Below are 13285 nucleotides of genomic sequence, written 5' to 3' on the forward strand. Positions count from 1 at the left end.
ACGGTGCCGCGCTGTCGGCGGGGGTTCCCGGAGGCTGTGTTCCGGTCAACCCCCAGCCTCGCGACCGATCGGGCGAGCACTGCCTAGGCTGAGGGCATGATCGCCGTCACCCTCTCCTTCTCCGACGACCCTGCCCGCCTCGAGCTGCGTCCGGCGCATCGCGAGCGCGCCGCCGCGCTGCACGAGCGGGGCGTGCTGCTCGCGGGCGGCCCCTTCGCAGATCAGTCGGGCGCACTGCTGCTGTTCTCGACCGATGACCTGGCCGTCGTCGAAGCGGCGATCGCCGACGACCCCTACTACTCGGCGCCGGGCGTGCAGGTCGTCACCGTGCAGCCCTGGACGGTCGCCACCGGGGCCATCCCGGGGCAAGCCTGATGGGCGAGCGCCTCACGACCGACCTGCTGGTCGTCGGGTGGGGCAAGGGCGGCAAGACGCTGGCCCGCGCGCTCGGCAGCGCTGGGCGCAGGGTGGTGCTCGTCGAGCGCGACGACGCCATGGTCGGCGGCACCTGCATCAACATCGCGTGCGTGCCGACGAAGGCGCTCGTGCACCAGGCCGAGCAGCGCCGACCCGAGGACGACCCTGAGACCTACCTGGCGCAGGCGGTCGCGACGCGCGACGGCATCGTCGGACGGCTGCGCGAGGCGAACCGGCAGCTGCTCGCCACCGTCGATGCCGTCACGCTGGTGCGCGGCGAGGCCGCCTTCACAGGCGAGCGCACCGTGCGCGTGACCGGCGGCGATGAAGAGCTCGAGATCACCGCACAGCACGTCGTGCTCAACACCGGCACGGAGCCACGGTTGCCGGGCATCCCGGGCGAGCGGGGGCCGCGGGTGCACGATTCCACCTCGATCCAGCACCTGAGCGGGGTGCCGGCCAGGCTGGTGATCGTCGGCGCCGGCGTGATCGCGCTGGAGTTCGCGAGCATGTTCGCCCGCTTCGGCAGCGCCGTGACCATCGTCGCGCGCGGCGCCGGGATCCTCCCAGACGAGGACGACGACGTGCGCACCTCCATGGAGGAGGCGCTCGCCGACGCCGGCGTCTCGATCCTCCCCAACGCCGAGCCCTCCCGCATCGACGACGGCACGATCGCGACCGTCGCGACCAGCGCCGGCGAGCTGCAGGCCGAGGCCGTGCTGCTCGCCACCGGCCGCACCCCCGTGACCGCAGCGCTCGACCTCGCCGCCGGTGGCGTGGAGACCGACGCGCGTGGCTTCGTGCAGGTCGACGACCTGCTGCGCACGAGTGCCGAGCGCGTCTGGGCGGTCGGCGACGTGAACGGCGGTCAGCAGCTGACGCCCATCTCGCTCGACGACTTCCGCATCGTGAAGGCGCAGCTCACGGATGCGGCCGGCCGAAGCCGCGCCGACCGCACGGCCGTGCCGACGACGACCTTCACGACGCCCCCGCTCGGCCGTGTCGGGATGACCGAGCGCGAGGCTCGTGAGCGTGGCCGCGAGGTGCGAGTCGGGGCCAAGCCGGTCGCGAAGATCGCCGCCATGCCTCGACCGAAGGCGGTGCAGGAGACGCACGGCATCATCAAGATCGTGGTCGACGCGCAGACCGATCTCGTGCTCGGAGCTGCCCTCCACACTGTCGACGCGCAGGAGGTCATCAACCTCGTCGCCCTCGCGATGCGCGCCGGCGTCACGGCCACCGAGCTGCGCGACGGCATCTGGACCCATCCGTCGTCGACCGAGGCCCTCAACGAGGTGCTGGGCGAGCTGCGCTGACGCCGGCTGGTCGAGGAGGCCGCGACCGCAGGTCGCAGCACGAGCTCCCGCTGGTCGAGGAGGCCGCGATCGCAGGTCGCAGCCATCTCGAGACCGCGCCTATCGCCGAATGCCGAGCCGCGAGAGCACCCGGTCGGCGAGCGACTTGCCGCCCGTCTGGCAGGTGGCGCAGTACTCGAAGGTCGAGTCGGCATAGATCACCTGTCGCACGGTGTCACCGCAGACGGGGCACGCCTCCCCCTTGCGGCCGTGCACGCGCATCCCCTGCTTCTTCTCGGCCCTGAGCGACGATGCCGGGACGCCCCGCGCACGATCGACCGCGTCGCCCAGCACCTGCCGCAGCGCGTCGTAGAGCCGGCGCACGTCTGCCGCCGGCATCGAGGCGGGATGGAACGGCGACATCTTCGCGACGTGCAGGATCTCGTCGGAGTAGGCGTTGCCGATGCCGGCGATGCGCCGCTGGTCACGCAGCACGCCCTTGATCTGCGCGCGGCCGGCGTGCGCGAGCAGCGCCGCGAAGCGCTCCTCCGTGAAGGCCTCATCGAGCGGCTCGGGCCCGAGGGTGGCGATCGAGAGCACCTGATCGGGGTGCTCGACGACGTGGATCGCGAGGCGCTTGTGCGTGGCCTGCTCGGTGACGTCGACGCCGTCGCCGCCGAGCGGGTTGCCGGCCGCGTCCGCCGAAGGCGGCTCGAGCACCACCCGCGCCGCGAGCGGTCCCCGGCCGCGCCCCGCTGTCGGTCGCGGCGAAGCGTCACGCCACCTGACCCATCCCGAGCGCGCCAGGTGCAGCACGAGGTGCAGCCCGCTGTCGACCGACAGCACGAGGTGCTTGCCGCGCCGGCCGATCTCTGTGAAGACCGCGCCGTGCAGGGCGTCGACGGATGGGTCGAAGGTCTTGAGCGCGGCGATCTCGGTCACGTCGACACGGCGGATCGTGCGGCCGATCAGGCGCTCGCCCAGGTCGGCCGCGAGCGCCTCGACCTCCGGCAGCTCCGGCATGCCGCCCAGTCTGCACCCGCCCACCCACGCGGGGCGAGCGAGTCTCGCTAGGCGTCCTTGAGCTGGAGCAGGCGGGCCTGCCCCTCCTCACGCATGTCGACGAGGCTCTCCCGGGCCGTCACGAAGTCCGAGAACGTCTTGTGCCCCAGCGACTTCTCGTTGAAGACCGGGTCCATGCGCTTCATCTGCTCCTTCACGACGTTGGCGTGCAGCCACTCGTCGTCGGTCTTCTGGTGCAGGATGCGCATGGCGCGCTCGAGGAGCCCGGTCGCGGCATCGCCACGCTGGTCGGCCGACATCGCCACCTCATCCTGCGTGGCGGCGACCGACTCGCTCGTCGCGCGGCGGCGACGGCGGGCCGGCGGCGCCTCGGGCTCGGGCTCCGCCTCTGCCTCCGCCTGCGGCTCAGCCGATGCATCCGCAGCAGCCGCGGCCTTCGCCGTCTTCGAGCTGCCCCGCCTGGACGACTTCGTCTCGCTCTTCGCCGGAGCAGATGTCGCCTCGGGCTCGGGCTCCAGCTCGTCGATCTGCACCGGCTCGATGCCCGGCAGCGCGTCGTAGTCGGCGAACTCGTCGCAGGCAGCCGCGAGCGACTTGGAGGTGCTGCCAGCGACGCCGATGCCGACGACATAGCTGCCGAGGCGCTTCGCACGCTGCGCGAGCGCGATGTAGTCGCTGTCGCCGGCGACGATCACGACGTGCGTGATGTCGTCGAGGCGGAACAGGTCCTCGACCACGTCGACGGCCAGGCGGATGTCGGCGCCGTTCTTCAGGGCCCGAGTGGTCGGGAACATCTGCACGAGGTCGACAGCGCGCGCCAGCAGCTGGTCGCGGTAGGCGGCGTGCGCCGGCACCGACCAGTCGGCGTAGGCGCGGCTCAGCACGATCGAGCCGAAGCTCGAGGCGTAGTCGATGATGGCGCCGAGGTCGACGGTGGCCTGCTGGAAGCGGGTGCGTGCCTTCGACTCGCGCCCGTCCGTTGGCAGGGTGCGCACCTTGTCGGCATGGAAGGCGCCGCGACCGTGGAGCTGGTCGTAGCGGGAGATGAGGATGTTGTCGAAGTCGATGTAGACGGCGACACGCGTCTCGAGGTCTGTGGGCATGCAGCCAGTCTGTCAGTCCCCTACGCGTGCTCCTCCAGGAACGCGGCAGCGATCCGCTCCCGATAGACGGCCAGCACGAGCCAGACGCCGACGCCGGAGACCGCACCGAGCAGGCCGCCGACCACGAGCGATGTCGGGATGTCGCTGAACGAGGCGATCGCGCCGCCGGCCGCCGTGCCGATCGGGATGCTGCCCCAGAGGACCGTTCGGTAGGCACCCTGCACCCGGCCGAACAGCGCATCCGGGATGAGCACCTGCCGCACCGACATGATCTGCACGTTGAAGGCGCTGATCGCCGCGGCGCCGAGCGGCCAGGCGATGAGCGTCATCACGAGGGTCGGCCAGATGCCCATCGCGACGAGCGTGAGGCCGCCGACGGTGGCGGCGACACCCATCGCGGCCGTTCGCCCGAGCAGCCGGGTCAGCAGCGGCGAGGCGATGGAGCCGATCACCGCGCCGACACCAACGGTCGCGAGCAACAGGCCGAAGCCCGCCTCCTCGATGCCGAGCACCTCGAGCGCGAAGAGCACCGCGACGCCGTTCGCGATCGAGTTGCCGAGACCGCCGATCGTCGTCACCCACAGCAGCTGCCGAAGGATCGGATGCCGCATGAGCCACACGAGGCCCTCCCGGATGTCTGCGGTGAAGGTCGTGCGCTCGTGCTCGGCCTTGCGCTCGGGCGCGAACGAGCCGCGCACCGTCACGATGAGCAGTGCGGCGAGCACGTAGAGCGCCATGGCGACGCCCAGCGGCAGCATCGCTGAGAGCGCGAACAGCAGAGCGCCGAGCGGTGCGCCGAGGAACAGGTTGCAGACGCTCTCGGCCGTCGACAGCAGCGCGTTGCCGCGCTCGAGCTGATCGCGTCGCACGACGCGCGGCAGCATGGCGCGGGCCGCGTTGTCGTAGACGGTCTCGGCGACGCCGAGCAGGAAGGCCGCGGCGTAGAGCACGCCGATGCTCGAGAGGCCGGCACCGACAGCGACCGCGAGCAGCACCAGGATCACTGCCCGCGAGAGGTTCGCGAGCTGCATCGCGCGGCGGCGATCGATGCGGTCGACGAGCGCCCCCGCCGGGATCGCGAACAGCAACCATGGCAGGAACGCCAGTGATGCGACCAGCGAGACGAGGAACGGGTCGCGCGTGAGGCTGGCGGCGAGCAGTGGCAGCGCCGCCTGCAGGATGCCGTCCGAGAGGTTGGAGCCGGTCGACGAGGCGAACAGCCGCCAGAAGCTCGCACCGAGGCTCTTGCTCGTGGGGCGCGCCCGTCTGCCTCCGTCGTCGCTCACGGCATCCGATCCTGGCACGCGCGGCAGCTCCCTCGAGCTCCGATGTGGCGCGTTCTGCTGTCAGCAGCGGGCCGGCCGCAGCGGCATCCTCGCCTGCGACACGCGCGGATCCACGAACCACGCGCAGGGCGAACAGCGGTTGCGGGGGCGCGCTGGGCACGGCATCGTGGCTGACTCACCGATCGGAAGGAGCGCCATGCTCACCTTGACCGAGAACGCCCAGACCGTGATCACCGGCATCGTCGACGGCGCGCAGGCGCCGCAGACCGGCGGCATCCGCATCTCCCAGGACGTCGAGGGCGCTGGCCTCAACGTCACCGTCGCCAACCAGCCGGAGGCCGAGGACCAGGTCGTCGAGTCCGCCGGAGCGAAGGTCTTCCTCGACCCGCAGGCGGCGACCAGCCTGGACGACAAGGTGCTGGATGCGTCGGCACAGCCCGACGGGCGCGTGGACTTCGCGATCGGCCAGCAGGACTGATCGCATGTGGAGAGCCCCCGGTCATGTGATCGGGGGTTCTCTCATGCCCGGTCTGTGGCACGTGGCGCCATGCGCACTGGAGTCTCGAACTTGCCTCGCGCCGCCGCCGTCCCCGCGAGCCAGGCGGAGCCGAAGTCTCCCCGGGCCGCACCCGCTCACAGTTGCGGCAGCAGCACCTCGGCGACGAGTTCGACGAGGCGCGCGTCACGTGCCTCTTCGTGCGCCGTGATGGCCACGGCCACCGCCGAGGCTGCGTCGATCACCACGTACTGCCCGTAGAGCCCGTCGAGGCGCCAGCAGTCTGCGGGGCCCTCCCAGATCGCGAGCCCGTAATGATGGAAGTCGGATGCGCTTGGCGCTCCCGTGGCGGTCCAGCTCGGATGCACGGGGTCGGCAGCGTGCATCGCTCGGATCCAGCGGGGTGAGACGAGCTGGCGACCCTGCCAGGCACCCTCGTCGCGCAGCAGCAGCGCGGTGCGACCGAGCTCGCTCGTGCGCAGCAGCAGCCCGGAGCCACCGAGCGGATGTCCGAGCGGGCAGCGCCGCCACTGCGGATCGTCGATGCCGAGCGGCTCGAAGAGGCGTGGCAGCAGCCAGTCCCGCACATCGACGCTCGTCGCGGCGCGCAGCATGCGCAGCACGACGTACGTCGAGGCATCGCTGTATTGAAACGTCGCTCCCGGCGTGCCCGTGACGTCGCGCCCGAGCATCTCCCCGGCGATATCTGGCCACGGCACCGGCTGCTGCGCGAACCAGGCGAAGTCGATGCCGCTCGTCATCGTCAGTAGCTGCCGCACCGTGACGGCCGCGCAGCCGCGCCCGGTCGCGAGCTCCGGCAGCAGTTCGCCCGCAGTCGTCTCGAGCGCGAGCAGCCCCTCGTCGACCGCCATGCCGACCGCGAGTGCGGCGACGCCCTTCGAGACCGAGTGCAGGTCGACGCGGTCGTCGCTGCGCCAGCGGTGCTCCACAGTCTCGTCGCCGACCAGCACGTTCACGCCGTGCGCTGCGAGCCCCTCGGCATCGACGGCCGCGACATAAGCGGCCAGCGCACGCTCGAGCACCCGCATCAGTCCTCCGGCGGGGGCTCCGACGGCGCGCCATACGGGCTGCCTCCGAAGGGGGTGCCACCTGGCGGCAGCCCGGGCATGCCGCCGCCGTCGCTCGGGCCCATGCCGGGCGCGATGTCGGCGAAGCGCGCCAGGTGTCCGTGGAAGGCGACCGGGATCGTCTTTGTGGGGCCACCGCGGTGCTTGGCGACGATGATGTCGGCCTCACCCGGGCGGATGTCGCGGTCGTAGGCGTCCTCGCGGTGCAGCAGCATCACGATGTCGGCGTCCTGCTCGATCGAGCCCGACTCGCGCAGGTCGCTGATCGCGGGCTTCTTGTCGCCGCGCTGCTCGGGGCCACGGTTCAGCTGCGACAGCGCGATGACGGGCACCTGCAGCTCCTTGGCGAGCAGCTTGAGCGAACGGGAGAACTCCGACACCTCCTGCTGTCGCGACTCGACCTTCTTGCCGCTGGTCATGAGCTGCAGGTAGTCGACGACCACCATCTTCAGCCCGGCCTGCTGCTTGAGCCTGCGGCACTTGGCGCGGATCTCGACCAGTGTCAGGTTGGGGCTGTCGTCGATGTAGAGCGGAGCGTCGTTGATGCGGCCGCGCACCTGCGCGAGCGTCGTCCAGTCGCGTCCCTCGATGGCACCCTTGCGCAGCTTCTGCAGCAGGATGTTCGACTCGGCCGAGAGCAGCTTCATCGCGATCTCGGTGCGACCCATCTCGAGCGAGAAGAAGGCAGAGGGCATGTCGTGCTTGATCGACGCGGAGCGCACGAGGTCCATCGCGAGCGTCGACTTGCCGAGGCCCGGTCGGGCCGCGATGACGACCAGCTGGCCGGGGTGGAGCCCATTGGTGAGCTCGTCGAGCTCGCGGAAGCCCGTCGGCACCCCGGTCATCACGCCATCGAGTCCCTTCGCGGCCTCGATCTCCTCGATGGCCATCTCGACGGCGATGCTCAACGGCACGTAGTCCTCGGACTGGTCGTCGCCCATCACCGCGTAGATCTCGGCCTGCGCGTTGTTGACCAGGTCGGTGACCTCACCCTCGGACGCGTAGCCCATCTGCACGATGCGGGTGCCTGCCTCTACGAGTCGGCGCAGCACGGCCTTCTCGGCGACGATCTCGGCGTAGAAGCCGGCGTTCGCGGCCGTCGGCACCATCGAGGTGAGCGAGTGGAGGTACTCGACGCCACCGGCACGCGAGAGCATCGCCGTCTTCGTCAGCTCATCGGAGACGGTGATGACGTCGGTGGGCTCACCGCGCGAGTAGAGGGAGAGGATCGCCTCGTAGACGATCTCGTGCTTCGGCTGGTAGAAGTCACCGCCGCGGACGGTCTCGAGGCAGTCCGCCACCGCATCCTTCGACAGCAGCATGCCGCCGATCGCCGATTGCTCGGCGAGCATGTCGAACGGGGGCGTGCGCTCGCTGTAGCGGCGCTCTTCGATGCCGATGTCAGCCAGATCCGTCATGGCGCGTCTCCCTCCGACTCGACGATGGCGCATCCCACCCACGCAGGCGATCGAGAGAGGGAGCCTCGCACAGGCTAGGAGCCGCAGGCGCGGGCGTCGAATCGCCTTGTGGAGAACCCTGTGGAGACCTGGGGACAACGCCGGGACAACCGTCGCGCGAGACCCCGCGACCCTGTGCACAGACCTGTGGACGCAGAAATCAGTTTCGCCCCTAAAGGGATGCTGACCGGGCTTTTTCGATTCCACACCCGGTGGGTAGATTCGAGACTGAAGTACACGTTGAAGGTTGGCGTCCCCCGGGTCGACTTGACGCCCATCCGCCCCTGTGCCGTGCACGACAGAGGGCCCGCATCCATGACGGATGCGGGCCCTCGTGCGTGCGGCGCGACTACTTCGCAGCGACCACCTTGAGGGTGATCGTCGCGACGATGTCGTCGCGCAGGCGAGCGGTCGCCTGGAACTCGCCCACCGAGCGGATCGGCGTCGCGATCTCGATGACGCGCTTGTCGAGCGAGCCGTGACCGGCTGCCTTGACGGCGTCAGCGATGTCCTTCGTCTGGATCGAGCCGAAGAGACGGCCCTCAGCGCCGGCCTTGGCCGACAGCGTCACCGGGTTCGCCTCGAGGCGAGCGCGGAGATCCTGCGCCTCCTCGATCGTGGCGTGCTCGCGAGCGACGCGGCCTGCCTTGATCGACTCGACCTGCTTCTCGCCGCCGCGCGTCCACGCGACAGCAAGGCCCTGGGGCACGAGGTAGTTGCGTGCGAAGCCGTTCTTGACCTCGATCACGTCACCAGCGGAACCGAGGCCGGAGACCTCGTTCGTGAGAATGAGCTTTGCCATCGTTCAGCCCCTCAGCGTCCGGCGCCCGAGTAGGGCAGGAGCGCCATCTCGCGTGCGTTCTTGATCGCCTTGGCGATCAGACGCTGCTCCTGCACCGAGACTCCGGTGATGCGACGGGCGCGGATCTTGCCACGCTCCGAGATGAACCTCTTGAGCGTCGCGACGTCCTTCCAGTCGATGATGCCAACCCTGATCGCCTTTGCCGGAGCGACGGGCTTGCCGCCCTTCGGTCCCCGCGGCTTGCGGTTCTGCGGCTTTCCAGCCATGATTCCTTCTTTCGTGCTCGGGACTCTCGTCCCGTGAAACTGAGATGTGAGCGAGAAGCCTTAGAAGGGCGTCTCGTCGTTGTAAGCGGTGCCCGGGGCGCCCCAGACGTCGCCGCCCTGCTGGCCACCGGCCTGCGGAGCGCCGGCCTGCGGCTGCGACTGCTGCTGGCCCCACGGCTCCTCAGCGACCTGCTGCGGCTGGCCGAAGCCGCCGCCCTGGTTGCCTCCGGAGCTGCGACCTGCGCCGCCGCCCGTGGTGCGGGTGACCTGCGCGGTGGCGTAGCGGAGCGAGGGGCCGATCTCGTCGACCTCGAGCTCGATGACCGTGCGCTTCTCGCCCTGCTGCGTCTCGAACGAGCGCTGCTTCAGGCGGCCCTGTGCGATGACACGGCTGCCCTTCGTCAGGCTCTGCGAGACGTGCTCGGCGAATTCGCGCCACACCGATGCGCGAAGGAACAGCGCTTCGCCGTCCTTCCACTCGTTGGCCTGGCGGTCGAACGTGCGGGGAGTCGACGCGATCGTGAAGTTCGCGACGGCGAGTCCGCTCTGCGTGTACCGCAGCTCCGGGTCGGCAGTGAGGTTGCCGACCACCGTGATGATCGTCTCGCCAGCCATCGTTACTTGGCCTCTGCCTCAGCCGGAACGGCCTCTGCCTCAGCCGGAGCGACCTCTGCCTCAGCGGCGGCCTTCGCGGGAGCGGTCTTGGCGGGAGCGGCCTTCTTGGCAGCGGGCTTCGCGTCGGTGGCGGGCGCAGTTGCATCCGCAGCCGGAGCTGCCGGTGCGGCGGGAGCCTTCGCGGCCTTCGCGGCCTTCGCCTCGGCGTGACGCCTCGAGTCGCTCGTCACCGCGACGGCGGTGTCGGCACGCAGCACCTTGGTGCGCATGACGGCCTCCGAGAGACCGAGCTGGCGGTCCAGCTCGTCGGTGGTCGCGGACTCTGCCGAGAAGTTGACGACGGCGTAGATGCCCTCGGTCTTCTTGTCGATCTCGTATGCGAGGCGGCGACGGCCCCAGATGTCGATGTTCTCGATCGTGCCGCCATCGTTGCGGATCACGTTGAGGAACTTGTCGAGCGACGGAGCGACTGTGCGCTCGTCCACCTCCGGGTCGAGAATCACCATGAGTTCGTACTGCTGCATGCTTCACCCACCTCCTTCGGACTAGAACGGCTGCAGACGGTCTGCAGCAGGAGGGTATGCATGGTGCGCGGGCAGGGCCCAGCGCAACCTGTCAACTGTAGCGCAGGCGTGCGCCCGCCCTCAAGGTTTCGCGGTACGGATGCCGGGGTCAGTCGGCGCGTCGGTGAGTGCGCGTCGCTCGTGCTGCAGAGGTGAGGACGCCGATGCCATTGATGAGGACGACGATGCAGAGGATGGCGCGCCACCAGGTCCAGCCGCTGGTGAGGGTCGCGAGCATCGCGACAGCAGCGCTGATCGCCAGCATCAGGATGCCGATTGCGATCGAGAAGCCTGGGCGTTCACGCCACCACCGCGCATATCTCGACCACCCTGAATCCTGGTCGGGATCCGGCGTCCGCATCGCCTCGGCGAGGATGGCCCTTGCCGTGGTCTGCGGATAGACGATCGCCCCGGCCTCTCGCTCCGGATCGGCGCCAGCCGCGATCCGGAGCAATGTGGGAGAGCCTTCGATGGCGACCGCGAGCGCATGGAGAGCGGGGCGCGGCTCGTCCGCCATCGACCGCAGCGCGTCGAGCGTGCTTGCATTCCATCCGAGACGCTGCGCGAGCTCTGGAGACGGCTCGATATACGGCGCGCTCTGCGTCACTGCCAACTGCAGGTCGACCGCAGCGGAATGCTCCTGCGACTGGATGCCGACCGGAGGGTCGCCCCAGCCACGGCCCCACGCACGGTCGGGCCCAAGCCATCGCGAATGAACGAGTACCTCGATCTCTGTCCCGTCAGGGGCTTCCGCGAGCCGCACAATCGGGCAGGCTGCCCGCCACCAGGAAATGGATCGGAGGCTATCCGTCACCACGATCGTCCGGTCGCCGTCCGGCACGAGCACGGTACGGGCGCGCGCGCCGAGTGCGGCCTGCGGGAATCGCGCCGCGACGACCGTTGCTGACAGCGGCGCCACCGCGACAGCACGAACTGCCTGGTCCGATGTCTGCGATATCGACGCTTCCCTTCTGTCCCACGCGGCGTCGAGGTCGATGCCGTCCGGCACGATCCGCAGCTCTCCGTCTTCGTCCGTGCCGTGCGGCCGCACCGGTAGCTCGCAGGTATCCAGCAGCACAGCCGCGTCGAGGGCTCGCGAGAGCCTCGCAGCGACCGTCGCGAGTTCCAGTCCGGACTCCACGTCGTCCCCCGCCGCGCGCAGCGCGAGAGCCCCGTCGTCCACGAAGATCCACCCGTGCAGCGTGGAATCGTCGGAGAACGGGTACACGACGCCGATCAACCGTTCAGAACGCAGCGCCGCAAGCATCCGATCTCTGAGCCCTGTCGCGGGCGAGCGAGGCACGATGGCGAGCTCGACACCGTCAGGCTCGTGCTGCACGGCTCCTGACATGGACGAAGCGTAACCGCCGGGGACTCGGCTCAGCAGGCGCGCGCCGCCCACCAGTCGCGCAACACGGCCTCGGCGCGCTCGGGTCCCAGCGGGCCCTCCTCGAGCCGGTGCTCGAGCAGCATCCGGTACGCCTCCCCCACCTCGCGGCCGGGCTTCAGCCCCAAGATCGCCATGATCTGCTCGCCGTCGAGGTCGGGACGCACCGCATCCATCTCCTCCTGCTCGCGCAGCTCGGCGATGCGCTGCTCGAGGTCGTCGTAGGCGAACTCCAGTCGCTCGGCCTTGCGGCGGTTGCGTGTGGTGACGTCCGAGCGCGTGAGGATGTGCAGCCGCTCGAGCTGCGGACCCGCGTCGCGCACGTAGCGGCGCACCGCCGAATCCGTCCACGCCTGCTCGCCGTAGCCGTAGAACCGCAGGTGCAGCTCGACGAGCCGCGCGACCGCCTTCACGGTGTCGTTGTCGAACCGCAGCGCCTTCAGTCGGTGCTTCGCCAGCCGCGCACCGACGAGGTCGTGCTGGTGGAACGTGACGACGCGCCCCTCGATGCGACGCGTGTCGGGCTTGCCGATGTCGTGCAGCAGGCCCGCGAGCCGCGAGACAAGGTCGGGAGCCGCATCCGGGTGCCTCGACGCCTCCAGCGCGATGCCCTGCTGCAGCACCGTGAGCGAATGCTCGTAGACGTCCTTGTGATGCGCGTGCTCGTCGGCCTCGAGTCGCAGCGCCGGCACCTCGGGCAGCACCCGGTCGAGGATGCCGGTGTCGGTCAGCAGACGGATGCCCGGCACGGGCTCCGCTGTCAGCAGCAGCTTGGTGAGCTCGTCGCGCACGCGCTCTGCGGAGATGTCGCGGATGCGTTCGGCCAGCTCGGTCATGGCCGTCACGACGCGAGGGGCCACGTCGAAGCCCAGCTGCGCAGCGAAGCGCGCGGCGCGCATCATGCGCAGCGGGTCGTCGTCGAAGGACTGCTCGGCCGCCTGTGGGGTGTCGAGCACCCCGGCCAGCAGGTGCTCGAGGCCGCCGCCGACGTCGACGAGCTGGGGCGACCCATCCGTCATCTGCTCGCCGCGCAGCGGCGTGACCCGCAGCGCCATCGCGTTGACGGTGAAGTCGCGGCGCACGAGATCGCCCTCGAGGGTGTCGCCGAATGCGACCTGCGGCTTGCGGGAGACGCCGTCATAGCTGTCGGCGCGGTAGGTGGTGATCTCGATCGTGTCGTCGCCGATGCGCGCGGCGATGGTGCCGAACTCGCGGCCGACATCCCAGGTGGCGTCGGCGAGCGGCGCGATGATCGACAGGATCTCGTCGGGCGTCGCGCTCGAGGCGAAGTCGAGATCGGTCACCGCGCGGTCGAGGAACGCGTCGCGCACGGGGCCGCCGACGAGGGCCAGCTCGTGGCCGGCGGCGGCGAAGGCCTCTGCGAGCTGCGCCGTGGGCGCGGTGGCGACGAGCGCGTGCAGTCGCGCGGTCGCCTCAGCCATGTCAGTCACGGAGGAACATTCTGACAGGTCGGCGAACAGGGCTGT

General features: G+C 70.0%; 12 protein-coding genes and 2 pseudogenes. 3 read left to right on the plus strand and 11 right to left on the minus strand.

Going from position 1 to position 13285, the window contains the following annotated elements:
- Positions 1-96: 96 nt before the first annotated feature.
- On the plus strand, positions 97-375 hold the full coding sequence (locus MKD51_RS01285) for a YciI family protein (RefSeq protein WP_240237264.1): 279 nt from the start codon (positions 97-99) through the stop codon (positions 373-375).
- Entirely contained in the window at positions 375-1733 is a 1359-nt protein-coding gene (locus MKD51_RS01290; RefSeq protein ID WP_240237266.1) for an NAD(P)/FAD-dependent oxidoreductase, read from the plus strand. The genes MKD51_RS01285 and MKD51_RS01290 overlap by 1 nt, the downstream gene beginning before the upstream one ends.
- Before the next feature lie 99 nt (positions 1734-1832).
- Here the strand turns inward: MKD51_RS01290 and MKD51_RS01295 are convergent, their stop codons facing one another.
- From MKD51_RS01295 to MKD51_RS01305, 3 genes are read right to left on the minus strand one after another with little or no spacing between them, the layout of a single operon-like run.
- The gene (locus tag MKD51_RS01295) at positions 1833-2735 is read right to left on the minus strand and encodes a DNA-formamidopyrimidine glycosylase family protein (RefSeq protein ID WP_240237267.1); all 903 of its coding nucleotides are present in this window, start codon (positions 2733-2735) and stop codon (positions 1833-1835) included.
- Positions 2736-2782: 47 nt separating this feature from the next.
- Complete coding sequence (locus MKD51_RS01300; RefSeq protein ID WP_240237269.1) at positions 2783-3838, minus strand: NYN domain-containing protein; 1056 nt, start codon at positions 3836-3838, stop codon at positions 2783-2785.
- A gap of 20 nt (positions 3839-3858) precedes the next feature.
- A complete protein-coding gene (locus MKD51_RS01305; protein ID WP_240237271.1) occupies positions 3859-5124 on the minus strand; it encodes an MFS transporter in 1266 nt (421 codons plus the stop codon).
- Between the two features lie 196 nt (positions 5125-5320).
- Between MKD51_RS01305 and MKD51_RS01310 the strand changes: the two genes are divergently transcribed.
- On the plus strand, positions 5321-5602 hold the full coding sequence (locus MKD51_RS01310) for a Fe-S cluster assembly protein HesB (protein ID WP_240237273.1): 282 nt from the start codon (positions 5321-5323) through the stop codon (positions 5600-5602).
- Between the two features lie 155 nt (positions 5603-5757).
- Here the strand turns inward: MKD51_RS01310 and MKD51_RS01315 are convergent, their stop codons facing one another.
- The 8 genes and pseudogenes from MKD51_RS01315 to MKD51_RS01350 form a co-directional block, all read right to left on the minus strand.
- On the minus strand, positions 5758-6669 hold the full coding sequence (locus tag MKD51_RS01315) for a serine hydrolase domain-containing protein (RefSeq protein ID WP_240237275.1): 912 nt from the start codon (positions 6667-6669) through the stop codon (positions 5758-5760).
- Between the two features lie 107 nt (positions 6670-6776).
- Positions 6777-8126 (minus strand): annotated as a pseudogene (dnaB, locus tag MKD51_RS01320) (replicative DNA helicase); the annotation flags it as partial.
- 388 nt (positions 8127-8514) lie between these two features.
- Positions 8515-8967, minus strand: coding sequence for a 50S ribosomal protein L9 (gene rplI / locus MKD51_RS01325; protein WP_240237277.1), 453 nt, complete (start codon positions 8965-8967; stop codon positions 8515-8517).
- Positions 8968-8978: 11 nt separating this feature from the next.
- On the minus strand, positions 8979-9233 hold the full coding sequence (rpsR, locus tag MKD51_RS01330) for a 30S ribosomal protein S18 (protein WP_240237279.1): 255 nt from the start codon (positions 9231-9233) through the stop codon (positions 8979-8981).
- 60 nt (positions 9234-9293) lie between these two features.
- A complete protein-coding gene (locus tag MKD51_RS01335; RefSeq protein WP_240237281.1) occupies positions 9294-9848 on the minus strand; it encodes a single-stranded DNA-binding protein in 555 nt (184 codons plus the stop codon).
- Between the two features lie 164 nt (positions 9849-10012).
- Positions 10013-10372: pseudogene (gene rpsF / locus MKD51_RS01340) on the minus strand (30S ribosomal protein S6); the annotation flags it as partial.
- A 148-nt stretch (positions 10373-10520) separates the two neighbouring features.
- On the minus strand, positions 10521-11762 hold the full coding sequence (locus tag MKD51_RS01345) for a hypothetical protein (protein ID WP_240237285.1): 1242 nt from the start codon (positions 11760-11762) through the stop codon (positions 10521-10523).
- Positions 11763-11791: 29 nt separating this feature from the next.
- Positions 11792-13240: a CCA tRNA nucleotidyltransferase gene (locus MKD51_RS01350; protein ID WP_240240790.1), complete on the minus strand. Its 1449-nt coding sequence runs from the start codon at positions 13238-13240 to the stop codon at positions 11792-11794.
- Positions 13241-13285: the final 45 nt, after the last annotated feature.

This window comes from Agrococcus sp. ARC_14, from assembly GCF_022436485.1.
Taxonomy (GTDB): domain Bacteria; phylum Actinomycetota; class Actinomycetes; order Actinomycetales; family Microbacteriaceae; genus Agrococcus.